We start from the raw sequence: 24119 nt of genomic DNA, 5'->3' as shown, positions 1-24119 counted from the left end.
GGTGCCCGAGAGCATTTCGTGCGCAAGTGGTCGAACCTGCGCCGTCCTCGGCTCCGGTCCGGCCGATGTCGAAAGCCGGAGACAGGAGCACCGACATGGCGTCGGGCTCGAACACCACCCGTGACCGGTACGCCGCACTGCCCGCCTTGCCCGCGGCCGGCACCGAGGTCCCGGAGCACGTTCTCGTGACCCCAGTCACCCACGCCGCATCCGTTGGCGTCCACGAAAGGATCCCCTGATCACTGCTTCCACAATGGACAGTTCGCTGTTCAGCCACCCCGTCGCCGAGGAACCCCGGTCCGGAGCGTTCGCCGCTCCCCAGGACGACCGGTACGGGAACCTGTTCCGCCAGCCGGTGTACACCCCGGCGCCGCCCGCCGACGATGCGGCCGAACCCGCTCCGCACCCGCGCGGCCGGGCGAGCACGTGGGCACCCGACCCGTCCGGACGCCGCAGCCGCGGGTGACGCGACGCCGCTGATGCGCCTGCGTCAGGGAACGCATGCGGTGACCTCGGTGGCGCGCAGTTCGTCGAGGCTGTGCCGGCTTCCTCGCGCGTCTGGCGGAAGAATCTCGATCCGGTGAACGACGGGCACGACCTTCCCCTACAAACCCCTAGGGTTGCGCCGAAGACGTGACCAGCGGAGGTACGATCGGCCGATCTCAGCCACTCCGAAGGGTTTGACCGTTGACCGAATCACTAGTGCAGCGGGTGAAGTCGATCCGCATCGTCAACGGCCTGCGCCACCCGCTGCTGGCGGTCGTGGCCCGCTACCCGGCCGAGTTCCTGGTGCGGCCCGGCGGGGAACTCGAAATCCGCGAGACGGCGCCGCGCGGCGGGTACGTCGAACTCACGCTCGACAGCGAAGAACAGACCGGCCTGCGGATCGACACCGGCGAGTCCGGCCGGATGGAGGTCCTCCTCGACGGCGAGCCGCAACCGCTGCCGTCCGTCGTCCTGGACGGCCCGCGCGAGGCGGCCTGGCCGGACCTCGACGCGGCTTTCGGCAGCCTGCACGTGTTCGACACGCGTTCGGGTCCCCGGACGGTGCGGCTCGAGGAGAAGAACGGCACCACGACGCTGGTGGGCGCCGGCCGCGAGCCGATCCGGTTCGCCGGCGTCGGGGTCAACGACTGCCCGACGGAGCTGATCATCGAGTCGGACGGGCTGCGGATCCGCGGCTCGCACGGCTCGGCTCGCTGAGCGCCCGACCTGGGCGCCCGACCCGGGCGCAGGACCGAACTGCCGGTGTCGACCACGCGGTGGGTCGTGCGGCGGTTCGCCCACCGCCGCCGGGCCGAGCACTGACCACAGCGCGAACGGAGCCTTGACACCCCCGCTCCCTCATTCATACATTCGTCGTCACTTTGTATGATTCGACGTGGGGAGTTGGTCCGCATGCGGCTCGGCAAGACCGCCGTCGTCCTGGGTGGCAGCGCCGCCGGGCTGTGCTCCGCCGGCGCGCTCGCCCCGTACTTCGACGAGGTCCTCGTGCTGGAGCGCGACGAGCTGCCCGCCGAGGCCGAGCACCGCCGCGGCGTGCCGCAGAGCAAGCACCCGCACTTCCTCCTCAACTCCGGGCGACGCGCGATCGGGGAACTGTTCGCCGGCTTCGAAGCCGACCTCATCGCCGCCGGGGGCCTGCACCTGATGCCGTCGATGGACGCGGCCTACCTCGACGGCGAAGGCTGGTCGGCCCGCAAGCGCAGCGCGATGACCATGGTCTACAGCTCGCGGATCCTCATCGAGCGCGTGCTGCGCGACAAGGTGCGCGAGCTGCCGAACGTCGTCATCCGCGAAGGGGTGACGGTGACCGGCCTGACCACGCGCGACGGCGGGATCACCGGTGTCGGCACCGACGGCGGGCACCTCGACGCCGACTTCGTCGTGGACGCACTGGGCCGTGGCTCCTCCGTCAGCGCCTGGCTGGTCGCGGCCGGCTGGCCCGAGCCCGAGGTGCGGACGCTCGACGCCAAGGTCACCTACACCTCGCGCTGGTACGACCTGCCCGCGCCGCGGCCCGCGACCTGGTGGTGGCGCCACCTGGTGATCATGCCGACGCCGGACAAGGGCGAGCACCCCGCCGAACACGAGTACCTGGTCAACTTCTTCCCCGTCGAGGGCAACCGCGTCATCGCCTGCATGGGCTCGTGGGGCCTGGACATGCCGCGCACGACCGACGCGTTCGTCGAGACGGCCCGCCGGGTGCGGACGCCGATGTTCGCCGCCGCGATGGACCGGTGCGAGCCCACCTCGGAAGTCCACCTGACCCGCTCGACCGGCAACAAGTGGCGCCGGTACGACCGCCTGCGCACCCCGCCGAAGGGGCTGGTGTTCGTCGGCGACTCGATCTGCGCGTTCAACCCGTTCTACGCCCAGGGCATCAGCTCCGCGGCGGGATCGGCTCTGCTGCTACGCGACCACCTCGCCCGCGCGGAACGGCTCGGTACGCAGTTCGCCGCGAACTTCCTGAAGGCGCAACGCAAGCTGCTCAACGTCCCCTGGCGCCTGGCGATGGCCCGCGACCAGGGCTACGAATGCGCGGAGGGCACCGAGAAACCGCGCGAGTGGAAACGCCGGATCCTCGCGGCCGTCTCCGCGCCCGCGTTCAGCCTCGTCGTCGGGGCCGCGCGCGAGGACGACGTCGTCGACGAGCACTTCGCCAAGGTGTTCAACCTCGACGAGTCGCTGGGGGACATGCTGCGCAACCCGCGCGTCATCGCCGGGCTGGTGCGCTACCGCGTCCGCGCGGCACTGGGCCGGCACCGGGTGCCGTTCGACTTCGACGCCCAGGCGGAACCGCCCGCCACGGACTATTCGACGGCGACCGCGCGATGAGCGTGGCGTGCGGGCCGGACGCCGACGCCGTCACCCGCGGGCTCGGCTTCGACTGCCACGACGTCGCCCCGGTCGTCTCCGTCCGCTTCCCCTGGACACTCGCGCACTGGACGATGCCGCTGCTCGAACTGCTCGTCGTCGGCGGCGCCGTCTTCGCGCTGGTGCACGCCGTTCGCCGCTACCGCGCGGGCGATCCGGTCAACCTGGCGCTGTGGTGGGCTTCGCTGGTCTACCTCTTCGTCACCGAGCCGCCGCTGTACTTCCCGGAGTGGTTCGGCCTCGATCGCCTGTACGGCTTCATCTTCGCCCACAACCGGTTCACCGTGCAGTTCATGGCCGACCGGCTGCCGCTGTACATCGTCGCGTTCTACCCGGCGTTCAGCCAGCTCGCCTATGAGCTCGTGCGGTCGTTGGGCGGGTTCCGCGGTCGGGGCCCACTCGCGGGTTCGGTGGCCGTCGCCTTCGTGTGCCAGGTGTTCTACGAGGTCTTCGACCAGCTCGGCCCGCGGCTGAAGTGGTGGGCGTGGAACCCGGGCAACCGCATCGTGAATCACCCGGCGCTGGCGTCGGTGCCGATGACCAGCATGCTGCTGTTCGCGTCCGTCTCGTTCGGCGCGCTGACCTACCTGGTGGTGCGGCTCGCGGGCGGCTCCCGGCGTGGCCCGTCGCCGGCGCTGCGGACCGTGGTGGCCGGCGTCCTCACCCCGCCGACGATGGCGATCGCGGGCATCCCGTCGAGCCTCTTCGACGGGAACTCCACGGCGCAGGCCTGGGTCCTCGGCGTCGAGCTGGCGCTCGTCTGGCTGGCCGGTGGGTGGATCCTCGGCACGAACCGCGCGGAGCGCCCGCCGCAGTCCGCCTTCGTGCGCGTCTATCCCGCTGTCTACCTGGGTGGGCTGGCGGTGTTCTGGCTCGCCGCGGACGACGGTGGCCCGGCCGGGAGCGTGCCTTACGCGCTCGCGTGCTTCGCCGCGGCCGGTCTGGTGCTCGTCGCGCTGTACCGGAAGGCCCGGGTACCTGCCCCCGGCTGAGCCCGCCGGGTCGGGGAAGATGGGGCGCATGGGGCACCACGGCTGGCAGGGCAACCCGCCCGGCACGGAAGACGAGGCACGCCGCCGGATCGTCGACGCGGCGACGGCGTGCCTCGACCGGGCCGGTCTCGCCAAGACGAGCCTGTCCGACGTCGCCGCCGAAGCCGGGGTGACGCGGCAGACCGTCTACCGCTACTTCCCGAGCCTGAACGACATCCTGCGCGCGGTCGCCCTGGCCGGGGTCGAGGAGTTCGCCGGGCGCATGGAACGTCACCTGGCGGCGTTCGGCACCGCGGTCGAGGTCGCCGTGGAATCGGTGGTGTTCGCGGTCCGGACGCTGCCCGGCGAGCCGCACCTGGGTCTGCTCCTGCAGGCGGGCGAAGCCGACTTCTTCACGGTCGGGGTGATCTCGCCGCTGGCTTTCTCTTACGGCGCAAGGATTCTCCGCAACGTCCCGGTCGACTGGGCGGCCGTCGGCGTCACCACCGATGCGGACTTCGAGGGGCTGGCCGAAGTCCTCATGCGCCTGTTCCTGTCGTACCTGCAGTACCCCTCGACACCGCCGCTGACCGACGACGGGATCCGGGCGCTCGTCCGCCGCTGGATCGGACCCGCCCTGCGCGGATGACGGTCAGGCGTGGGCGGGCACGGAGACGTCGGTGCGGCGTTCCGACTCCGTTCGCAGCCACTCAGCCGGTGAAGCGGAGAGTGATCACCAAGCCGATCAGGGCGACGACGGCGGCCAGCAGCATCGCCGCCCGGGGGTTGCCGAAGTTGAGGGTCCAGCCCACGCCGAAGCGGCGGGGGACCATCAGGGCGTGGTCGTCGCGGTTGACGTAGAACAGGCCGCCGCGCCAGTGCTTGTCGTCGTCGCGGTGGGTCAGGCCCGTGTCCGGTTCCTCTTCGTCGCGGACCCGGTTGTTCCTCGCGAGGACCACGATCGCGACCACCACGGCGGCCAGGATCGGGAGCACGACCACCAGCGGGGCCCACGAGGTGACCGTGCCCGTCCACATCAGCAGGGACGAGCCGAGCATCCCGAGGTCGATCATCGCGACGAGCCCGAGGAGCGTCTTGGCCGCCAGGGCCATGTACCGGCGGTGCCAGCGCGCGGAGCTGTGCGGGTGCGCCGGGTCGATGTCGGGCCGGCTGCGGTGGACGATCGCCGCGGCGATCGCCCCGAGCAGCGCGGTCATGCCGATCTGCACGAACACCAGCGAAAACGCGGTGCCGACCGACTTGGCGGCCCGCCGGTCGGGCGAGCCGTTCGCGCCGTAGTGCACGGCGAGCACGGCCGGCATCGACGGGTACCGGATCACCCCGACGACCACCGTGGCGACCGTGATCACCAGCGCCGGTGTCAGCCAGAGCCAGGGGAACCGCGGCGGGTCGGTCCGCAGCCCGGTGTCCACCGCGATCCGCTGCCGCAGGCCCTCGTACCAGCCGCCGGCGGCCTTGGCGGCCCGGATCTCGTGGTTGGCCAGGAAGAAACAGCCGTACCAGATGCCGAGCAGCAGCAGCACCGACAGCAGCACGGTTTCGCCGGTCACGCCGAACAGCGCGACGCACACCCCGGCGGCGGTGATCCCGCCGGCGAGCACGCGCCGCCGGTAGAGGCGGGTCTGCCTGGTCACCGCTGGGTCGTGGACGTGCCCGGCCGGGACCCGGACCCCGAACGGCACGGTCGGGCTGGTGATCGCGGGCAGCACCATGGCGAGCACGAGCACCAGTGCCGCCAACGCGGCGCTCACGACGACGGCGACGATCATGGCGTCTCCTCCCGTTGCGGGGAACCGAACGAATCGAGCACCGACTGGCAGGTCGCGAGCACCTCGTCGGCCGGCCATCCCCGGGCGACGGCCTCGGCCAGCAGCGTCCGAGCCCGCGCGGTCCATTCCGCGCGGAACGCCGAGTCCGCGGGCGTGGCGACCACGACCGCGCCGGTCTTGCGGTTGAGCCGGATCAGGCCTTGGCGCCGCAGCAGGTCGTAGGCCTTGTTGACGGTGTGGAAGTTGATCCCGAAATCGGCGGCGAGCGTCCTGGTGGCGGGCAGCGGGCTGCTCTCGGTCAGCACGCCGCCGGCGATGGCTTCCACGATCTGGTCCCGCAGCTGCTGGTAGATCGGCACGTCACCGGCGGGGTCGACGTTCAGGATCACGCCGCCACCTCCGCTCTAGCTATACGAGTTATAGAACAAAGCGACAGGATGCGCAACGCCGCCGGACCAGGCCTGGCACCGAGCCCGGACCGCGGCGAACGGCCGCCTGGGGGCACGACAGCGGATCGGCACGGTCGAGCTGTTCGTTGGGTTCGCCCGCGAGGTCAGTCGGCTGGGCGGCGACGGCTGGGTGCGGTGTCGGCGCGCGGGCGCGTGTTCACCGCCACCAAGGGCGGTGCCGCTGGGCCGCCACCACGCTTGCCGGTTCGACGAGTTCGGCGAGCCGGGCCGAGATGTGCTTGATGTGCTCGTGGACCCAGAGCGCGCAGGCGAGGTCGCGGACCGAGGCGCCCGGCTGCGCCAGGAGATCGGGGAAGGCGGGCGGGGCGAGTATGGGGACGTCGCCGTGGTCGGTGCGGTCCAGGCGGGATGCCAGGTGGTCGTACCAGGCGGCGAGCTGGCCCGCTTGGTCGCCGAGGAGCCGGCGGAACGGGTCCGGCTCGACGTGGGGGTTCGGGAGCCCGGCCAGTGAGTGCGCGGTCAGCCGGGAGCGGACGGTCCCCATGACCAGCCGCCACAGGTCGGGCTTGGGGACGTGCTTGGTGCCCTGCTCGCTGAGGAACCCGCGGAGTGCGTCGTCGAGGCGTGCCCCGGCGGCGGTCGCCGCGGCGGACGCGGGTGGGTCGTGGCGGAGGCCGAGCGCCCAGTTCGCGGCGGCGGCCAGGTACGCGCCGCCGGCGCGGAACGCGTCGGCGAGGTCGTCGGCGACCACGGCCCGGGCGCCGCGGGGCCAGAACAGCGCGCCCACCACCAGGCAGACCGCGCAGCCGATCGCGACGTCCTCGATCCGCACGACACCGATCTGCCAGCCGGCCGGCGCGAGCAGGTTGAACAGCACCGAGACCGTCACGGTGAAGGCCGCCTGGCCGGCGGTGAAGGGCAGCGCGCCCGGCGCGTAGCCGGCGACCAGCACCGCGATCGGGAGGGCGATCCACAGCGCGGGCGCGCTGGTGCCGATGACCAGCAGCAGCACCGCACCGACGACGACGCCGAGCGCGGTGCCGAGCAGCGCCCGCAGCGCGGTCGACCCGGTCGCCGCCGCGTTGCCGCGCAGGACGGACAACGTGCCGAGCACCACCCAGAACCCGTGCTCGACGCCGCTCGCCCCGGCGACGACGACCGCCGCCGTCAGTGCCACCGCGCCGCGGAGGCTGTTGACGAACCACACCGACCGCAGGCTCGTGTGCGGCGAGGCGACCCGGGCCAGCGAGGCCATGGAGAGCCGGCCGGGAAAGCGCGTTCTCCGGCCGCCGGGCACCGCGGCGCGTGCTTCGGTCACCGCCTCCCGGACGGCGAACGCGCCGGTGCGGGCGTGGAACGAAAGGTGCACCGCGTCGACGTAGCCGGGATCGCCGGATCCCAGCGCGCGCAGCCGTTCCACGCTCGCCTGGATCCGGCGGTCCAGCTCGTCGGCCTCGAAGGAGCCGGGCTGACCGGCCATCAGCCGGGAAACCTCGCGCAGGCCGGCGCCGGTCTCGGCGAGCAGCTCCCGTTCGACCTCGGGTGCCCCGCTCAGGTCCGGGTACTCGTGCGTGGTGTCGGCGATGACCGAAGCACACCATTCGAGCAGGCCCACCAGGGTGTCGAGGGCCTGGTCCTCGGCGGCCAGGCCGGTGGGGCGGTAGGGCGTCGCGGTGAACTCGTCGATCAGGTGGTGCTTGGCTTCGACCGCCGCCTCGTGCGCCGTGTGCACGTCCGCGTCGCCGCGCAGGGCCGCGTCGAGGTGGTCGGCCAGCGCGCCGGCCGCCCGCGACGCCGCGTCCCGCAGGGCCGTGGCGGGGGACCGGGGCGACAGCAGCAGGACGGCCGCGGTGCCGACCACCGAGGCCAGCCACCAGCCGCCGAGGCGGGCGGGCACCATGCTCATCGTGCCGGGGGAGGCGGCCGGGAGGACGTAGGCGAGCAGCGCGGCGGTGCCCCCGGCGGCCGCGTTCGGTCCCGCGACTCCGCCGAAGAGCACCAGGAAGGTCACGACGAGCGTCACGACCGCGGCCAGCGGCAGCGACGCGCTGGCGGCGGTGCCGACGACCAGCAGGACGCTGCCCGCGACAGCGAGTCCGAAGTGGGCTCGCAGCTTGTCCCGCCGATCGCCGCCGAACGACGCCATGACCAACGTGGCGAACCCGCCGAAGGCCGCGAACGTCGCCACCTGCAGGTCGCCGATCACCGTGATGCTGAACGCGAAGAGGACGGGGACCACGAGGGTGGCGCGGACGGCGCGCAGGGCGGCGGTCGCCGACCACCGCGGGATCCAGTCCCGGGGCGCGGCCCAGCGGGTCTTCAGAACGGGGGAGTCGATCGCCACCCGGCGAGCATAGACGGCGACGGCGTCGCGAACGTCCCGTTGACGAGACTGCGCACGGACGGTCGCGGCAGCTCCCGCCGATCAGACGGTGAAGCGGTCGGGATCGGCCGCGGTCCAGTCGTCCGCCCAGTCCTGCGGGGGTTCGGACAGCAGCTGCCCCGGCGCGACCCAGTCGTAGAGCTCCGCGTAGGACAGCACTTGGTGGGGATCGATGCGGCGGCGGAGCATGTGCGGTCGCAGCTCGGCGGGGAACCGGACGCCCATCGACGCCATGATCTGCTGCGCGCCGGTCACCGTGGAGCGCTGGAACCGTGCCACGCGCAGAGACTTGTCTTCGACGTCCAGCGCGCGGGCGCGGCGGGCGTCCTGGGTGGTGACGCCGACCGGGCAGTGGTTGGTGTGGCAGCGCTGGGCCTGGATGCAGCCGACGGCGAACATCATCGCCCGCGCCGCGTTGGTGTAGTCGGCGCCCTGCAGGAGGCGCTTGACGATGTCCGCGCCGGTGGCGACCTTGCCGCTGGCGCCGAGCTTGATCCGGTCGCGCAGGCCCGTGCCGGTCAGTGCGTTGTGGACGGTGATGAGACCTTCGGTCAGCGGGGTCCCGATGTGGTCGGCGAACTCCAGCGGCGCGGCGCCGGTCCCGCCTTCGGCGCCGTCGACGATGATGAAGTCCGGCGTGACGCCCTCGGCGAGCATGGCCTTGCAGACGGCGAGGAACTGGCGTCGCGACCCGAGGCAGAGCTTGAACCCGGTCGGCTTGCCGCCGGCCAGTTCGCGCATCGAGGCGATGAACCGGACCAGCTCCCGCGGTGTGGAGAACACCCGGTGGTAGGGCGGGGAGATGACGCTCTTGCCCTGGGGGACATCGCGGACGCGGGCGATCTCCGCGTTCACCTTGCCACCGGGCAGCACGCCGCCGATGCCGGGTTTCGCGCCCTGGGACAGCTTCAGCGACACGCACTTCACGGCGTCGTGGGCGGCTTTGTCGGCGAATTCGGCCTTGTCGAAATCGCCGTCGGAGGTCCGGCAGCCGAAGTAGCCGGTGCCGATTTCCCAGACGAGGTCGCCGCCGTGCCGCAGGTGGTACTCCGACAGCCCGCCTTCGCCGGTGTCGTGGGCGAACCCGCCGAGCGCGGCGCCCTTGTTGAGGGCCAGGATCGCGTTCGCGGACAGGGAGCCGAAACTCATCGCCGACACGTTGAGCACCGCCATGTCGTAGGGCTTCGTGCAGTCGGGACCGCCGATCCGGACCTTCGGCGGATCGTCGGGCGGCGCCACCGGGGCCATCGAGTGCACGAGGGACTCGTACCCGTCGGCGTAGACGTCGCGTTCGGTCCCGAACGGCTCTTCGGCGTCGGTGCCCTTGGCGCGTTCGTAGACGATGCTGCGGACGTCCCGGTCGTACGGGCGGCCGTCGAAGTTGCGCTCGACGAAGTACTGCTGCAGCTCGGGGCGCAGCGCTTCGAGCAGGAACCGCAGGTGCCCGAGGATCGGGTAGTTCCGCAGGACCGAGTGCTTGCGCTGGGCGAGATCCCAGCACCCCACGCCGGCGAGCAGGAGCAGCGGCACGGCGAGCAGCCACCACCACGGGCCGGCGAACAGGGCGAGCGCGGCGACGCCGAGCGAGAGCAGCGACAGCACCGCCACCGCAGCGAATCTGAGCACGGAACCGAAGCTAACGGCGCCACCCGCCGAGCGCAGGGTGAGCACGGCGATCACGCCGCCGATGGGGCATTCGTCCGGTGCGCTGCCCGCTTCACCGGTGCGGTGGTGTGCCGGCCGGGTGGGCGGGGTATCCGGCCGGCATGACGTCCATCGGCTACTTCCTTTCCTGCGAGCAGTACGGTCCCCGTGAGCTCGTCGCCCAAGCCCGCGCGGCCGAGCGCGCGGGATTCCGGCGGCTGTGGATCTCGGACCACTTCCACCCCTGGAACGACGCCCAGGGCCAGAGCCCGTTCGTCTGGTCGGTGATCGGCGCCCTGTCGGAGGCCGTTTCGCTGCCGGTCACGACCGCGGTCACCTGCCCGACCGTGCGGATCCACCCGGCCGTGCTCGCCCAGGCCGCCGCCACCGCCGCGGTCCAGCTGGACGGCCGGTTCGTGCTGGGCGTGGGCTCGGGGGAGGCGCTGAACGAGCACATCCTCGGCGGCGCGTGGCCCTCGGCCGGGCAGCGGCTGGAGATGCTGGAGGAGGCCGTCGACGTCATCCGCAAGCTCCACGCGGCCGGGGCGCGCGGCGAAGCGGTGAGCCACCACGGGACGCACTACGAAGTGCAGGACGCGCGGATCTACACCGTGCCGGACGAGCCGGTGCCGATCTACGTGTCCGGGTTCGGGCCCCAGGCCACGAAGCTCGCCGGGCGGATCGGCGACGGGTACTGCACGGTCGTGCCGGACGCCGACCTGGTCCGGGCCTTCCGCGAAGCCGGCGGCGGGGACAAGCCGGTGCAGGCCGGGATGAAGGTCTGCTGGGACGCCGACGCCGAAGCCGCGCTGGACCGGGCGCACCGGCTGTGGGCCAACGACGTCCTGCCCGGGCAGCTGGCCCAGATCCTGCCGCGGCCGGAGGACTTCGAAGCCGCGACGTCGTTCGTCCCCCGCGAAGACGTCGGGGAGGCGATCGTCTGCGGCGACGACCCGAAGGCCCACGCGGAACGCGTCCGCCAGTACGTCGACGCCGGGGTGGACGAGATCTACGTGCAGCAGATCGGCACCGACCACGAGGGTTTCTTCCGCGGCTGGCAGGAGCACGTCCTGCCCGAATTCCACTGACGGCCGGGGGAGGGCGGTCCACGGTGGGCTCTGGTCTGAACCGGCCGCGAACCTGGGTCGCCGTCAGGCGACTTGGGGTCAGTCTGTGCTGTCGGCTTCGGCGTGACCAGGGTCTGACGGCTCTCTTCCGCGAACGTCACGCTTTCGGGTCAACCCGGTCGGCGGCCCGTGACGCGCACGATCCCCCGGCGTTGGTGCGTGCGCCCGGTGTTCGGGGCAGACTGTCGGCATGGCCGAAATCGAGGGAATCGACGTCACCGCGCCGCCCAGTGGTACGGGCTGCGCGGAGTGCCTGGCCGTGGACGGCTGGTGGGTGCACCTGCGCCGCTGCGCCCAGTGCGGCCACATCGGCTGCTGTGACAGCTCGCCGGCCCAGCACGCGACGGCGCACTACAAGGCGAGTGGGCACCCGCTGATCCGCAGCTTCGAGCCGGGCGAGGACTGGTTCTACAGCTTCGAGACGGGCGAGGCCTACGACGGCCCGGCTCTGGCGCCCCCCGAGCACCGGCCGGTCGCGCAGCCGGTGCCGGGCCCGGAAGGCCGGGTGCCGGCCGACTGGCAGTCGCACGTGCACTAGCGCGGTCCCGCCGTCATCCCGCGAGGGGGAAGGACGCGACGACCGGTGCGTGGTCGGAGCCGGGCTTGCCGACGTGAGTGGCCGGGTTGCCGGTGACCGACGGCAGGTCCTGCTCGTGCGGGATGTGGACGTCGGGCAGCGGCGCGAGCAGGGCGTGGCTCACGAGGATGTGGTCGATGAGCTCACGCCGGCCGTTGCTGACGCGGGAATAGCGCTCGCCGGCGGGGATCCGCGCGGCGAGGTTCCACAGGCGCCGGCGGTCCCCGGCGTCGCTGCGGTCGAAGCCCGCGGTGTCGAGTTCGGAACCCGGCGGCCCCGCCAGGATCTGGGTGGTGGCCGCGGCGGCTTCGTCGTTGAGGTCGCCGAGGACGACGACTCGCTCGTCGGCACCGGCCTCGAGGCAGCTGGTCGCGAGTTCCCGGACGGCGGTGGCTTCGGCGGCGCGGCGGTAGAGGGCGTAGGCGCCGTAGCGCGCGCGTTCGCTTTCGTTGCGGGGGCTGAACCGGCCGCCCGGGTAGGACAGCAGCTTCGATTTCAGGTGGACGGTGATCAAGGTGAGCCTGACTCCGGGGGCGGGCTCGACCTCGACGGCCAGCGCGCCGCGGCCGAGCTGGTCGCTCAGCGCGGCGGGCGGGTCCGCGACCTGGATCGGCGCGAGCTTCGCCGGCAGGGTCGTGGCGTCGGCGACCACGGTCAGCGGCAGGCGGGAGAGGAAGCCGACGCGGATCCCGCGCACGTCGGGGTGCTGCGACAGCGCGGTGTGCCACGGCCCGCCGAGCCGGGCGGCCAGGTCGTCGAGCGCGGCGGGGTCGCCGACCTCCTGCACGGCCAGCACGTCCGGGGCGATGGCCGTGACGGTGTCGCGCAGGGCGGCCAGCTTGGCGTCGTAGGCCGCCTGGTCCGGCGGTCCGTCGCCGCCCGGGCGGAACAGGTTTTCCAGGTTCCACGTGCCGACGACGACCATGACACCTCCCGGGCGTGCCTGCCGGCGCACCGACGCACCGGTTACTGAGGACTCGCCGAACCGCGCGGAGCGGTTACAGGCCTCACCTGAATGCCGCAACCGGGACTTTTCGTTCGTGCGCACTGCCGGTCCGGTATTCGCGGACCCGCGTCAGCCCTGGTGAACGCCGGACTCGGCGGTCCGAAGTGGACAGTCGCCGTCAGCTGGTGGCGACGTCCGGGGAAGCCGGCCCTCCCGTGCGGGCAGGTCACGGCTCGCTCATCTCGTGCCGAAGCGTGGCGTGGCGCGGCGGGCGGGGATCGCGAGCAGGTTGTCCGCCGGTCCCGGCGACGATACGGAGAATCGTCGGCGGCTCCCCGGGAAAACGGTGGCTTTCTCGCTTTCGATCGCGCATAATCGTGGAATCCGAAGGTCATCGGTCGCCGATTAAAATTGTCGATCAAGTATTCTCGCTGTCTTTTTGGTGAAATCCAGGTTTCGTGGCGCCTTCCTGCATTGCCAGCCGGTGTCCGGATGCCTACAGTCGCCTGCCTGACTCCGGGGAATGAGTCACGTACCCCCGCTGGATTCGGTTGATCAATTGTCCTCTCCTCCAGGGAGCAGACCTTGTCGAAATTCGCCAGGAGCAAAGGCCGCGTCGCGCTCGCCCTCGCGGCGGTCATGGCCGTCACCGGGTGCGGCGCGCTCGGGTCGAACCAGCTGACCGCCGCGGCGGCCGGCAGCGGCTTGGAGAAGCCGGTGCTGAAGGTCTCGATCCTGCCCACCACGGACCTCGGGCCGTTCTGGCTGGCCCAGGACGGCGGCTACTTCAAGGCCGAGGGCCTCGACGTCGACACCGTCGTCGCCGCGAGCGGCCAGGCCTCGCTGGCGAAGTCGATCTCGGGGGAGGCCGACATCGCGTTCTCGACCTACCCGCCGTTCTTCATCGCGAAGAGCTCCGGCGTCGCCGACATGCAGCTGGTCGCCGACGCGACCTCGGTCAACCCGAAAACCAATGCGATCGTCACGGTGCCGAATTCGCCGGTGAAGACAATCTTCGACCTGGCGGGCAAGAAGATCGCCATCACGGCCAAGAACACCGCGTCGGATCTGCTCACCCGCTCGGTGATGCAGGACCACGGCGTGGATTTCAGCAAGGTGAAATGGGTGCTGATCCCGCTGCCGGACATCGCGGCGGCGCTGCAGCAGGGCCAGGCCGACGCCGCGTACCTGCCGGAGCCGTACATCACGCAGGCCGCCAAGACCGCGGGCGCGATCCCGGTGATCGACATCAACACCGGGGCGAGCCAGGACTTCCCGCTGACCGGCTACGGCGCGACGCGCAAGTGGGTGCAGGACAACCCGAAGACGCTGGCCGCGTTCCAGCGCGCGATGCAGAAGGCCACCCACGAAGCCACGAACGACCGCGCGAGCATCGAGCCGCTGCTGGTCCGGTTCGCCAAGATCGACGAGGACACGGCCAAGCTGCTCACGTTGCCCGGCTACGGCTCGCTCCTCGACTCGCGGCGGCTGCAACGGGTGCCGGACCTGCTGCTGCAACTCGGTGCCATCCCGCACCCCATCGACGCGAACTCCATGATCGGGCCGCAGACCCGCGGCTGACCCCCGGCTCGGCCTCCCCGGCCCCACCCCCCGCAAGGGTCGGGGAGGCCGTCTCAGCCCGCCCGGCTCGACGCACGCACGGATCCCCGACTCGAGCGCGTAGCTGATCGACGAAGCGATCGACGAAGTTCCTCGCCGCGGCCGAGCCGCTCGACTCCACCGGCCGCCGTAACGCCGGCCTGCTCATCGAGTCCGCGGTCACCGCGGCAACACCGCGCACAAGGCGCCCTCGTGGTCGCAGGGCCCGGTCTTCCTGCAGCGCTGGGCCTGCTCGCGGGCTTCGACCTGGCGGCGATGGACCACGGCGCCCGAGCACCTGCATACGGTCGTCGAATGCGTGAAGCTCGCCCAGGCGCGGGTGGCCGGTATCGCCGGGCCACCCGCTCTTTCTGCTGGTGCCGACGACGGGGCGGCGGACCTGCTGCGGGCAGCCCTGGGCACCGCGCCGATGTCCCCGGCCGCGATCGCCCCGGCGATGTGGTGGCCGCCCGCCCCCGCCACCCGGCTACTGCGCGTGTTGCCACCGTACTGGGCCGTGGACGCGCGTTCCGGCGCCCCGGCGTCCTGGGCGTGGCGGTCTGGTCCTCACGCTCCAGGCCGGCACCCTCCTCCTGCGCCGGCTGAGCGGGCGATGACCGGCCGCGGTCGCGCGCGGCCCGTTCGTCCGAAGTGGACACGGGTAGGCTCTCGGGGACGTGCCGGCACGTCGGCCCGGCACGGTTTCCGGGTGCGCGTGCCGGGTAGCCCGGCCGGCATCCGGGGGAGGGAGAGGACCGCCTGATGCGCGGGGTCGAAACCGTGTTGTTCCTGGTGGTCGTGGCGACCGTGGTGGCTACCTTCGCCCGGCGGCTGCGTATCCCGGCGCCGTCGTTGCTGGTGGTCGTCGGCGTGGTCGTGGGGCTGCTGCCGGGGGTGCCGTCGGTGCAGGTGACGCCGGACGTGATCAGCCTGGTCGTGCTGCCGCCGCTGCTGTTCGCCGCGGGGGAGGAGCTGCCGTGGCGGGATCTGCGCGCGGTCGGGCGCCCGGTCGCGGTCCTGTCCGTCGGGCTGGTCCTGGTCTCGGCCGCGGCGGTGGTCGGGATCGCGGTCGCGGTGACGCCGCTGCCGGTCGGGATGGCGTTCGTGCTCGGCGCGGTGCTGGCCAGCACCGACCCGGTCGCGGTGACGGCGCTGGCGCGGCGGCTCGCGCTGCCGCCGCGGATCCAGGCGCTGATCCAGGCGGAAAGCCTGTTCAACGACGCCACCAGCCTGCTGCTGTTCCGGGTGGCGCTGTTCCTGGCCGTCGCCGGCGGCGCCGCGTCCTGGGGCCGGACGCTGGGGGAGTTCGGGATCCTCGCGGGCGGTGGCCTCGCGGTCGGCGTCGTGACGGCGCTCGGCGCGTTCCTGATCCGCCGGCGCACCGAAGACCCGGTGCTGGAGACGGTGATCTCCCTGGTCACGCCGTACGCGGGGTACGTCGTCGCGGAGTCGATCGGCGGGTCGGGCGTGACGGCGGTCGTGGTCGCGAGCGTGATCCTCGGAACCCAGGCCGAGCGGCTGACGACCGCGCGGATTCGGCTGCAGGTCGGCGCGGTCTACCAGACGGTGGTGTTCCTGCTGGAGAGCGTCGTGTTCGGGCTGATCGGGCTGCAGCTGCCCACGCTCGTGCGGCGGGTGGCGGCCGGCGGCGCGTGGTGGCTGCTGCAGGCGCTGGCCATCGCGGCGACGCTCGTCGTCGCGCGGCTCCTGCTCGTGTTCGTGCTCTCGGCGCTGCGGCAGCGGCGCACGGACGGCCGGCTCTCCTGGCAGGCGCCGGCGGTGATCTCGTGGGCGGGAGCCCGCGGGGTCGTGCCGCTGGCGGCGGCGCTGTCGCTGCCGGTGTCTACTTTGGACGGTTCGGCGCTGCCCGCGCGCGACCTGGTGCTGCTGCTGACCACCGCGGTGATCGTGCTGACGCTGGTGGTCCAGGGCTTCACGCTGGCCCCGCTGGTGCGGCGGACCGGGATCGCACTCGACCCGGCCACCCTTCGCACCGAGTACGCGGCCGCGCGGCGCAAGCTCGCGGAGGCCGGGCTGAACCACCTCGACCAGCTGGCCGAGACGGAGTCCGTCGCGCCCTTCGCCGTCGACCAGCTGCGCGCCGGCTGGCAGGCACGCCTGGACCGCGTGCAGGACGAGGACGACCGCGGCGACCCGGCCCGCGGCCTCGACTACCGCACGCTGCGGCGCGAGCTGATCGCCGTCGAGGCGGCCGAGCTGACCCGCCTGTTCGAGGCGGGCGAAATCACCGACGGCACCCGCCGCCGCATCCAGCGCCTGCTTGACCTCGAGCACGCCGGGCTCGAGGACTGAGCGGGGCGCCGCCGCGCTACCCCTTCGCTGCTCCGGTGGCCCTGGCGCCTGCGGGGGAGGCCGGCGTGAGGCAGACGGTCGTGCTGGTCGGCGGCGGTGCCGGGATCGGCTTCGAGACCGCGCACGGTCGGTCCCGGACGAAGGCGCCGACGTCGTGCTCACCGGCCCCGACCCCGGGGAAGCTCGAATGGGACGCTGGCGCGCGCACGGCCGCCTTCGACGCGACCGGCCCGGCCGCCGTGGGCGCCTTCTTGGCGACGCTGCCCGGCACGGTCGACCCCGTGCTGGTCACCGACGGCGGCGGGCCGGGCGCTAGGCTCGGCGCCTCGACGACCAGGGGCCGGTCCGCGGCCGTGCGCGAGGAGGCGCCGCCATGTCAGCCGATCGGGCCGAGGCCCGTACTCGTCTTCCCCGCCACCAGCGCCGCGGTGAGGCGCGGCTGCCGGCCGCCGTCGCGACGCTCGTGGCCATCGCGCTCTACCTGGCGCTGCCCGAACAGCTGCTGGTCGCGCCGCGGTTCGTGGTGCCCGCGCTGGAGATCCTGCTGCTGCTCCCGCTGATCGCGATCAACCCGCGGCGCGTCACCCGGCAGACCCGGCTGTCCCGCGTGCTGTCCCTGGCGTTGGTCGTGGTCATCGGCGTCACCAACCTGGGTGCCCTGGCGCTGCTCATCCACGACCTGGTCGCCGGCGCGGCCGACAGCGGGCAGGCCCTGCTGCTGGGTGCGCTGCAGGTGTGGCTGACCAACGTGATCGCGTTCGGCCTGGCCTACTGGGAGCTGGACCGCGGTGGCCCGGTGAAGCGCACGCAGGCCGCCCGCGCCGACCTGCCGCTGGCCGACTTCCGGTTTTCGCAGGACGAGAACGCGGACACCGTCGAGGAGGTCGCCGACGGCTCCAGCGTCAAGTCCGACTGGGTGCCGACCCTGCTGGACTACCTGTACGTGTCGGTGACCAACTCGACGGCGTTCAGCCCCACCGACACCATGCCGCTGTCGTCGCGGGCGAAGGCGCTGATGGCGGTGCAGAGCGTCGCGGCGTTGCTGACCTCGCTGCTGGTCATCGCCCGCGCGGTCAGCGTGCTGAAGTAACGCCGGAGCTGCGCGGTAGCGGACCTCCGGCACGCCGGTGCGTCAGCGGGGTGCGGCGCGCCAGCCACGTTCGAGGATGGCGAACGCGGCTTCGACGGTGCGGGCCGGATTTTCGGCGCGGAGCGCGAGCGCCGAGGTTTCCAGGGCGAAGTGGGCCAGCGCGGCGCATCCGGGATCGGTTTCGGGCGCACCGGTTTCGGCGGCGACGACGCGGCTGAGCGCGTCCTCGTGCCGCATCCACATCCGGTGCCAGTAGTCGGCCAACGCCGGGGTGCTGTGCACGAGGGTCATGAACTCCGACGCCTGGTCGGCGGCACCGCGCTCGACGCGGGCCAGCGTGTAGTTCCGCAGCGCGTCCACCACCGAGGTGCCGGGCGCGCGGTCGCGCACGGCGGCGATCAGGGTCTCCTCGATGTCGGTGTCCCGGTCGAAGACGAGGGATTCCTTGCTGGGGAAGTGTTTCTGCAGGGTCGTGGTGGACACGTCGGCGGCGTCGGCGATCTCGCGGACGCCCACGTCGTCGTAGCCGCGCTCGAGGAACAGCCGCAGTGCCGCGTCGGCCAGCGCTTGGTGGGTGGCCGCCTTCTTGCGCTCGCGCCTGCCCGTCCCGGAAGTCATGGCTTGACGATACCACTAGTTGTACAGTCTACTAAGTTGTACCGTGTCACTTAACCCGAGGGGTACCCATGACCACCCGTGTTCCGGTTCTGATCAGCGGCGGCGGGATCGCCGGGCTGACGTCCGCACTGCTGCTGCACCGCGAAGGGATCCAGCCGGTGCTGGTGGACAAGCACGCCGGTGCGTCGCCACAGCCGAAGGCGCGCCGGTTCAGCCCGCGCAGCACCGAGGTGTTCCGCCTGCTCGGCCTCGCGGCCGAGGTCGCCGAGGCGAGTGCGCCGCTGGCGTCGTTCACCGAGGTCCTGACCGGTCCGACGCTGGCCGCGGCTCGCGCGCGGGAACCGAGCGACACCATGCGGGAACGCCGCGGGCAGCAGGCAAGGATGCCCGAGCTGAGCCCGGGACCGAACGTCCTGTGCCCGCAGGCCGTGCTGGAGCCGATCCTGCGCCGGGCCGCCGGGGAACGCGGCTTGTCCGTGCGGCTCGGGACCGAGCTGGTGTCCTTCGCCCAGGACGACGGCGGTGTGACCGCGCTGCTCAAGCCCGCGGACGGCGATCCGTACGAACTGACCGCGGACTACCTGATCGCCGCCGACGGCGCGCGCAGTCCGGTCCGCGCCGCACTGGGCATCGGCTGCAGCGGCCATGGCCACCTGGCCGACAACCTCGACCTCTACTTCCGCGCCGATCTCACGGCGTTGGCGCGGGAGCGGCCGTTCAACCTGTGCCAGATCGAGAACCCGGTGGCCTCGGGCGCGTTCCTCTCGGTCAACGGCACGGACCGGTGGCTGTTCTCGACCGCCGACTTCCCCGAGGCGGGCACGCTCGGTGACGGCGACTGGCACGACCTCTTGCGGATCGTGCTCGGCGTGCCGGATCTCGACGTCGAACTGCTCGGCCGGTCGTCCTGGGAATCGGCGATGCGCGTGGCCGACCGGTTCCGCGACGGCCGCGTGTTCCTCGCGGGTGACGCCGCGCACGTGATGCCCCCGATGGCCGCGGCCGGAGCCAACACCGCCATCGCCGACGCGGCCAACCTCGCCTGGAAACTCGCTGCCGTGCTGGCCGGCGAGGCCGCGCCCGCCCTGCTCGACACCTACCACGCGGAACGCCACCCGGCCGGCTACGCGGTCGCCGAAGCCTCCAGCACCGTTCGCGGGCACGTCGGCGAAATGCTCTCCGCCTACACCAAGGGCGACGGCCTGCCCGGCGACCCGATGGCCACGATGTTCGGCACGCAGTACGCCGAAGGCGCGTTCGTACCCGACGGCCGCGGCCCCGCGCCCGTCGACCACTACGCCCCGGCGGCCCGTCCCGGCACGCGCGTGCCCCACGCCTGGCTCGACGCGCAGACGTCCACTGTGGACCTGGCCGGCCCCGGCCTGACTCTGGTCACCGGGCCGGACAACGGATACTGGATCGCCGAAGCGGATCGTCTCGGGCTGCGTCTGGTCACGGTCTCGCACCAGGGCTGGCTCACCGAGGCGTGCCTGGGCACCGACGGTGCGCTGCTCCTGCGCCCCGACCTCATCGTCGGCTGGCACTCGGCGTCCGGAACACCGCTCGCCGATGCGCTCACCCGAGTGCTCGGCACCACGGCCGCCCTCGCGCAACCGGAATAGGTCCGAGCGGCGCGGCAGCGATGCAGTCCGGGTGTCGAGTCGGTCGAGGTTCTGACGGAGCCGGTCGTGGTGCCTCGGGCGACGACGTCGATGTCGGCCGTGCGACGATCTGCGGGGAGCCCGGATCGGACGAAGGAGCCTCGGACCTTGCCCTTGGTGCACGCTCTGTGGTCTCCGGGCCGGGGCCTGCTGCTGTGGGCGGAGCGCGACGGCGGCCCGGCCGGCACGTCGAGTCGTTCGGTGCGGATCGCGCTTCCGCATCCGTTCGCGGTCTCCAGCGCGAACCTGACTGCGCTGCATCCCGGCAAGCCCACGTCGGCGACGGTGCTGCTGCCGTCGCGGGCGAACCGGCCGCTCGCCTCCTCCGAGGCGACGGCAGGCGGTAAACGGCGGGTGGCGTCGTTGCGGCCCTGGTCGGTACCCGCCTTGATCGTGGACGCGAGCGAGCTGGACGACCTCGACGACTCGGCCTCCTACGGCGCTTCGGTCACCTACCTGCGGGCGGTCGCCCGTCTGGCGGCGGATCTCGTGCGGCGCGGGCGGGTGCTGCCGACGCTGGTCCGCCACGGCGACGCGGCGGAGGCCCGGTGGCGCCCGGTGCTCCAGGGCGTGGATTTCGTCGCGTTCGACGCACTGGCGGCGGCCATGCCGCCGGTCGGGCGGGCCGAGCAGATCGCGCCGCTCACCGGGGCGTCGCCGCGCGCGCTCGTCACCGATGCCCTCCACACCCTGGTCGACGCGGCGGTCCGCGACCGGCTGGTGCGGGCGGAGCCGCCCGTCGACCTGCGCGGGGGCCGGGGCGCGGCCGGGGTGTGGCTGGCCGCGTTGCAGGGCGGCGTTTCCCGCGTCGAGCTGCCGCTGGGTGAGCTCGGGGTGCTGGCCGACGCCGTCGCGAAGTGGGACGAGGTCGCCGACACCGACGTCGTCGACGGCCGGGCGTGCTTCCGGCTGGCCGAAGTCGGCACCCTCCGCCAGCCGGACGCGGACGATCCCGACGATCAGACCGGCGACGGCACCAAGTGGCAGCTGCAGTTCCTCCTGCGGGCGACGGCCGACCCGAGCTTGCTGCTGTCGGCGGGACAGATCTGGTCGGGCGAGGCGACCGGGCTGGTCAGGGACCCGAAGGGGCTGTTCGTCGCCGAACTGGGCCGGGCCGCGCTGGTGGAACCGATGCTGGCGCCGGCGTTGCGCAGGACCCAGCCGTCCGAGTACGACCTGACCGTGGCGGAAGCCGAACACTTCCTCACCTCCGGTGCGAATCGGCTGATCGAGGCCGGGTTCGAAGTGCAGCTTCCGGCCACCTGGGACGGCAGGCGCCGGCTCGGGCTGCGGCTCTCCGTTCGCAGCACGCCGTCGGAGCAGGTCGTCGCCCGCAGCCGGGTCGGCCGCGACGAGCTGGCCGGGTTCCGCTGGTCGCTCGCGGTCGGCGACGACGAAATCGGCGAGGAGCAGCTGGCCAGGCTCGTCGCGGCGAAGACACCGCTGGTGCGGCTGCGGGGCCGGTGGATCAGCGTCGACGCCGACCGGCTCCGCGCCGGTCTCGAGTTCCTGCGCCGCGACCCGTACCGGCAGGCTCAGCGCCCCACCGCGGCCGAGCTGCTGGAGCTGGTCCACCTCGCGCGGGAGGCGCCGCTTCCGGTCACCGACGTCCGCGCCGACGGCTGGGTCGGGGACGTCCTGGCCGGGCGGGTCCACCAGGCACTGCGGCCGGTCGAGCTGCCGCCGTCGTTCCGGGCCACGCTGCGCCCCTACCAGCAGCGGGGCGTCGCCTGGCTGGCGTTCATGTCGGCGCTGGGACTCGGGGCGTGCCTGGCCGACGACATGGGCCTCGGCAAGACGGTCCAGACGCTGGCGCTCGAGGTGCTCGAGCGGGCAGCCGGCGATCGTCGGCCGACGTTGGTGCTGTGCCCGATGTCGCTGGTCGGCATGTGGCAGCGCGAGGCGGCGAACTTCGCCCCGGGCCTGCGTGTCCACGCCCACCACGGCAGCGCCCGCGCGCACGGAGACGCGCTCGCCGAGCAGGTCGCCGCGGCCGACCTCGTCGTCACGACCTACGCCACCGCCGCCCGGGACGCCGGCGAGCTCGAGAAGTTCGCGTGGCGACGCCTGGTGCTCGACGAAGCGCACGCGATCAAGAACGCCGACACCGCGACGGCCAAGGCGGTGCGGCGGTTCCCGGCCGGGCACCGGCTCGCGCTGACCGGCACCCCGGTGGAAAACCGGCTGGCGGACCTGTGGTCGGTGCTGGACGTGCTCAACCCTGGGCTGCTCGGCAGCAGGTTCGAGTTCCGGCAACGGTTCGCGGCCCCGATCGAGCGCAGCGGCGACACCGCCACGGCCGCCGCTCTGCGCCGCCTCACGCAGCCGTACCTGCTGCGCCGGGTGAAGACGGATCCCGCGATCGTCCCCGAGCTGCCGGAAAAGCTCGAAATCCGGCAGGAGTACCGGCTCACCCGCGAACAGGGCACGCTCTACCGCGCGATCGTCGACGAGATGATGAAGAAGATCGAGAACAGCCAGGGCATCAAGCGCCGCGGCAACATCCTGGCCGCGATCACGAAGCTCAAGCAGGTCTGCAACCACCCCGCGCACCTGCTGCACGACGGCTCCCCGATCGGGCACCGCTCCGGCAAGGTCAGCCGCCTCGAAGAGATCCTGGCGGAAATCCTGGCGTCGGGCGATCGGGTGCTGTGCTTCACCCAGTACACCGAGTTCGGCCACCTGCTCGTGCCCCACCTGTCCGACCGGCTCGGCACCGAAGTCGCGTTCTTGCACGGCGGCTTGGCAAAAGGGGCGCGGGACGCGATCGTGGAACGCTTCCAAGCCGGCGACGGGCCGCGAATCCTCTTGCTCTCGCTCAAAGCCGGCGGCTCCGGGCTCACGCTGACCGCGGCCGGCCAGGTCCTGCACCTGGACCGCTGGTGGAACCCGGCCGTGGAGAACCAGGCCACCGACCGGGCGTTCCGGATCGGGCAGCGACGCACCGTCCAGGTCCGGAAGTTCGTCTGCCCGGGCACCATCGAGGACCGCATCGACACCCTGATCACCAGGAAGCGCGCGCTCGCGGGAATGGTCGTCGGCGAGGGCGAAAGCTGGCTCACCGAACTGTCCACGGACGCGCTGCGCGGGGTGCTCACCCTGGCGGAGGAGGCGATCGATGACTGAGCCACTCCCGTGGTGGGCAACCCGGTTCATCCGGGCGTTGACGGCGATCGGCGTCCTCCTGCCCGCGAAGGGCCAGGGGCGCGTCGTGTCCTTGGAGGTCGGCGCCGGACGTGTCGACGCCGAGGTGCGGGACGGCCGCCCTTACCAGGTGCGAATCGGCTTGACGGCGTTCGGGAAATCGGACTGGGCGGCGATCACCCACGCGCTCGCGGCGAAAGCGTCGACCACGGTCCTGCTGCTCAGCGGCGAGCTGCCCCGTGACGTCGAGCAGATCTTCAAGGCGGTCCGGCTGCCGGTGTTCCCGTCGTCGGCGCGGGAGGTGTCACTGGACTGCACCTGCCCGGCCGTCGAGGTGCCGTGCGGCCACTTGAACGCCGTGTTCTCCGCACTCGTGGCGCGGGTCGCCGACGATCCGTTCACCGTCCTCGCCCTGCGCGGCCGGGACCGCGAAACGCTGCTCGAGGAGCTGAAGAACCGGCTCGTCTCCGCCGAGCCGCTCGATCCCGACGACCGGTCTCCGGCCCTGACCGACGTCATGGACACCTTCTTCGACGGCGGTCGGGCCCCGGGCCTGGACGGCGCGGCGCCGTTGCCCGGCCCTCGGACGACGTTCGACGCGGTCCTGGACCAGGCCCCGCCGTTCGCGATCACGGCGGGCAGCGAAGACGTCGCCGAGTTGCTCCGCCCGGCGTATCGGGCGCTCGCCGGAGAGCACGGCACTTAGCCCTCGCGGGAATCCGTGGGGAGCACGGCCATCTCCGTGGGCAGCCGGGTGGGGTCGGTGACCCGCCGCTCGATGATCTCCGCGACCCAGTGCTGGGTCTGGCCCACGTGCGCGACGAGGTCGGCGATGATCCACTTCGGGGCGGTCGGCACGGTGGCGTCAGGTCCGGCGGCGGCCGCTTCCGCCAGGCGCCGGGTGTGGTCCACGATCGCGCGCCGGGCCGTGTCCGCGTTCAGTTCGGTCATGGGGGGCCTTGGTGTCTC

At 72.5% G+C, this 24119-nt stretch carries 20 protein-coding genes; 13 read left to right on the top strand and 7 right to left on the bottom strand.

All coding sequences use genetic code 11. The annotated features are described in order from the left end of the window. Window positions 1–253: 253 nt before the first annotated feature. From OG738_RS39770 to OG738_RS39750, 5 genes are all read left to right on the top strand, one after another. Window positions 254–466, top strand: a complete 213-nt coding sequence (locus OG738_RS39770) for a hypothetical protein (protein WP_329048837.1) — start codon at window positions 254–256, stop codon at window positions 464–466. Window positions 467–687: 221 nt separating this feature from the next. Then, window positions 688–1203, top strand: coding sequence for a hypothetical protein (locus OG738_RS39765; RefSeq protein ID WP_329048836.1), 516 nt, complete (start codon window positions 688–690; stop codon window positions 1201–1203). 195 nt (window positions 1204–1398) lie between these two features. Next, a complete protein-coding gene (locus OG738_RS39760) occupies window positions 1399–2838 on the top strand; it encodes an FAD-dependent oxidoreductase (protein ID WP_329048835.1) in 1440 nt (479 codons plus the stop codon). After that, on the top strand, window positions 2835–3869 hold the full coding sequence (locus tag OG738_RS39755) for a hypothetical protein (RefSeq protein WP_329048834.1): 1035 nt from the start codon (window positions 2835–2837) through the stop codon (window positions 3867–3869). The genes OG738_RS39760 and OG738_RS39755 overlap by 4 nt, the downstream gene beginning before the upstream one ends. 28 nt (window positions 3870–3897) lie before the next feature. After that, a complete protein-coding gene (locus OG738_RS39750) occupies window positions 3898–4497 on the top strand; it encodes a TetR/AcrR family transcriptional regulator (protein WP_329048833.1) in 600 nt (199 codons plus the stop codon). A 61-nt stretch (window positions 4498–4558) separates the two neighbouring features. Here OG738_RS39750 and OG738_RS39745 read toward each other — a convergent pair whose 3' ends face one another. From OG738_RS39745 to OG738_RS39730, 4 genes are all read right to left on the bottom strand, one after another. Continuing rightward, the gene (locus OG738_RS39745) at window positions 4559–5638 is read right to left on the bottom strand and encodes a DUF1648 domain-containing protein (protein WP_329048831.1); all 1080 of its coding nucleotides are present in this window, start codon (window positions 5636–5638) and stop codon (window positions 4559–4561) included. Beyond that, window positions 5635–6027 carry a GntR family transcriptional regulator gene (locus tag OG738_RS39740; protein WP_329048829.1) on the bottom strand — a complete coding sequence of 131 codons (393 nt, stop codon included), beginning with the start codon at window positions 6025–6027 and terminating at the stop codon, window positions 5635–5637. The genes OG738_RS39745 and OG738_RS39740 overlap by 4 nt, the downstream gene beginning before the upstream one ends. 217 nt (window positions 6028–6244) lie before the next feature. Then, on the bottom strand, window positions 6245–8392 hold the full coding sequence (locus OG738_RS39735) for an FUSC family protein (protein ID WP_329048827.1): 2148 nt from the start codon (window positions 8390–8392) through the stop codon (window positions 6245–6247). A gap of 81 nt (window positions 8393–8473) precedes the next feature. Next, a complete protein-coding gene (locus tag OG738_RS39730) occupies window positions 8474–10111 on the bottom strand; it encodes an FMN-binding glutamate synthase family protein (RefSeq protein ID WP_329048825.1) in 1638 nt (545 codons plus the stop codon). Window positions 10112–10197: 86 nt separating this feature from the next. Here OG738_RS39730 and OG738_RS39725 point away from each other — a divergent pair, with 86 nt between their 5' ends. Both OG738_RS39725 and OG738_RS39720 read left to right on the top strand, forming a co-directional pair. Further along, window positions 10198–11163 carry a TIGR03557 family F420-dependent LLM class oxidoreductase gene (locus OG738_RS39725; RefSeq protein WP_329048823.1) on the top strand — a complete coding sequence of 322 codons (966 nt, stop codon included), beginning with the start codon at window positions 10198–10200 and terminating at the stop codon, window positions 11161–11163. Between the two features lie 229 nt (window positions 11164–11392). After that, on the top strand, window positions 11393–11740 hold the full coding sequence (locus OG738_RS39720; protein ID WP_442875841.1) for a UBP-type zinc finger domain-containing protein: 348 nt from the start codon (window positions 11393–11395) through the stop codon (window positions 11738–11740). Window positions 11741–11753: 13 nt separating this feature from the next. On the opposite strand, the gene OG738_RS39715 is transcribed toward OG738_RS39720, so the two are convergent. Continuing rightward, on the bottom strand, window positions 11754–12704 hold the full coding sequence (locus tag OG738_RS39715) for an endonuclease/exonuclease/phosphatase family protein (protein ID WP_329048821.1): 951 nt from the start codon (window positions 12702–12704) through the stop codon (window positions 11754–11756). Window positions 12705–13364: 660 nt separating this feature from the next. Here OG738_RS39715 and OG738_RS39710 point away from each other — a divergent pair. From OG738_RS39710 to OG738_RS39700, 3 genes are all read left to right on the top strand, one after another. After that, the gene (locus tag OG738_RS39710) at window positions 13365–14306 is read left to right on the top strand and encodes an ABC transporter substrate-binding protein (RefSeq protein ID WP_329056968.1); all 942 of its coding nucleotides are present in this window, start codon (window positions 13365–13367) and stop codon (window positions 14304–14306) included. Window positions 14307–15086: 780 nt separating this feature from the next. Then, window positions 15087–16637 (top strand): Na+/H+ antiporter, encoded by a 1551-nt coding sequence (locus tag OG738_RS39705; RefSeq protein ID WP_329048820.1) that lies wholly within the window; start codon window positions 15087–15089, stop codon window positions 16635–16637. A gap of 373 nt (window positions 16638–17010) precedes the next feature. After that, the gene (locus OG738_RS39700) at window positions 17011–17727 is read left to right on the top strand and encodes a hypothetical protein (RefSeq protein ID WP_329048818.1); all 717 of its coding nucleotides are present in this window, start codon (window positions 17011–17013) and stop codon (window positions 17725–17727) included. 42 nt (window positions 17728–17769) lie between these two features. On the opposite strand, the gene OG738_RS39695 is transcribed toward OG738_RS39700, so the two are convergent. Then, window positions 17770–18345, bottom strand: a complete 576-nt coding sequence (locus tag OG738_RS39695) for a TetR/AcrR family transcriptional regulator (RefSeq protein WP_329048817.1) — start codon at window positions 18343–18345, stop codon at window positions 17770–17772. A gap of 68 nt (window positions 18346–18413) precedes the next feature. On the opposite strand from OG738_RS39695, the gene OG738_RS39690 reads away from it, so the two are divergent. The 3 genes from OG738_RS39690 (at window position 18414) to OG738_RS39680 (ending at window position 23856) form a co-directional block, all read left to right on the top strand. Next, window positions 18414–19967 (top strand): FAD-dependent monooxygenase, encoded by a 1554-nt coding sequence (locus OG738_RS39690; RefSeq protein ID WP_329048815.1) that lies wholly within the window; start codon window positions 18414–18416, stop codon window positions 19965–19967. Window positions 19968–20114: 147 nt separating this feature from the next. After that, a complete protein-coding gene (locus tag OG738_RS39685; protein ID WP_329048813.1) occupies window positions 20115–23132 on the top strand; it encodes a DEAD/DEAH box helicase in 3018 nt (1005 codons plus the stop codon). Next, window positions 23125–23856 carry an SWIM zinc finger family protein gene (locus OG738_RS39680; RefSeq protein WP_329048811.1) on the top strand — a complete coding sequence of 244 codons (732 nt, stop codon included), beginning with the start codon at window positions 23125–23127 and terminating at the stop codon, window positions 23854–23856. Before OG738_RS39685 ends, OG738_RS39680 begins: the two co-directional genes overlap by 8 nt. Here the strand turns inward: OG738_RS39680 and OG738_RS39675 are convergent. Further along, window positions 23853–24101, bottom strand: coding sequence for a maleylpyruvate isomerase N-terminal domain-containing protein (locus OG738_RS39675; RefSeq protein WP_329048810.1), 249 nt, complete (start codon window positions 24099–24101; stop codon window positions 23853–23855). The genes OG738_RS39680 and OG738_RS39675 overlap by 4 nt on opposite strands. Window positions 24102–24119: the final 18 nt, after the last annotated feature.

This window comes from Amycolatopsis sp. NBC_01488, assembly GCF_036227105.1.
Classification (GTDB): domain Bacteria; phylum Actinomycetota; class Actinomycetes; order Mycobacteriales; family Pseudonocardiaceae; genus Amycolatopsis.
The sequence above is the reverse complement of the archived record's forward strand: the minus strand, read 5'-3'. Positions and strand labels throughout refer to the sequence as shown.

Coding starts and splice junctions, on each gene's coding strand:
- OG738_RS39770 (WP_329048837.1), top strand. CDS start 254: ATGGACAGTTCGCTGTTCAGCCACCCCGTCGCCGAGGAACCCCGGTCC.
- OG738_RS39760 (WP_329048835.1), top strand. CDS start 1,399: ATGCGGCTCGGCAAGACCGCCGTCGTCCTGGGTGGCAGCGCCGCCGGG.
- OG738_RS39755 (WP_329048834.1), top strand. CDS start 2,835: ATGAGCGTGGCGTGCGGGCCGGACGCCGACGCCGTCACCCGCGGGCTC.
- OG738_RS39750 (WP_329048833.1), top strand. CDS start 3,898: ATGGGGCACCACGGCTGGCAGGGCAACCCGCCCGGCACGGAAGACGAG.
- OG738_RS39745 (WP_329048831.1), bottom strand. CDS start 5,638: ATGATCGTCGCCGTCGTCGTGAGCGCCGCGTTGGCGGCACTGGTGCTC.
- OG738_RS39725 (WP_329048823.1), top strand. CDS start 10,198: ATGACGTCCATCGGCTACTTCCTTTCCTGCGAGCAGTACGGTCCCCGT.
- OG738_RS39720 (WP_442875841.1), top strand. CDS start 11,393: ATGGCCGAAATCGAGGGAATCGACGTCACCGCGCCGCCCAGTGGTACG.
- OG738_RS39715 (WP_329048821.1), bottom strand. CDS start 12,704: ATGGTCGTCGTCGGCACGTGGAACCTGGAAAACCTGTTCCGCCCGGGC.
- OG738_RS39710 (WP_329056968.1), top strand. CDS start 13,365: ATGGCCGTCACCGGGTGCGGCGCGCTCGGGTCGAACCAGCTGACCGCC.
- OG738_RS39705 (WP_329048820.1), top strand. CDS start 15,087: ATGCGCGGGGTCGAAACCGTGTTGTTCCTGGTGGTCGTGGCGACCGTG.
- OG738_RS39700 (WP_329048818.1), top strand. CDS start 17,011: ATGTCAGCCGATCGGGCCGAGGCCCGTACTCGTCTTCCCCGCCACCAG.
- OG738_RS39695 (WP_329048817.1), bottom strand. CDS start 18,345: ATGACTTCCGGGACGGGCAGGCGCGAGCGCAAGAAGGCGGCCACCCAC.
- OG738_RS39690 (WP_329048815.1), top strand. CDS start 18,414: ATGACCACCCGTGTTCCGGTTCTGATCAGCGGCGGCGGGATCGCCGGG.
- OG738_RS39680 (WP_329048811.1), top strand. CDS start 23,125: ATGACTGAGCCACTCCCGTGGTGGGCAACCCGGTTCATCCGGGCGTTG.
- OG738_RS39675 (WP_329048810.1), bottom strand. CDS start 24,101: ATGACCGAACTGAACGCGGACACGGCCCGGCGCGCGATCGTGGACCAC.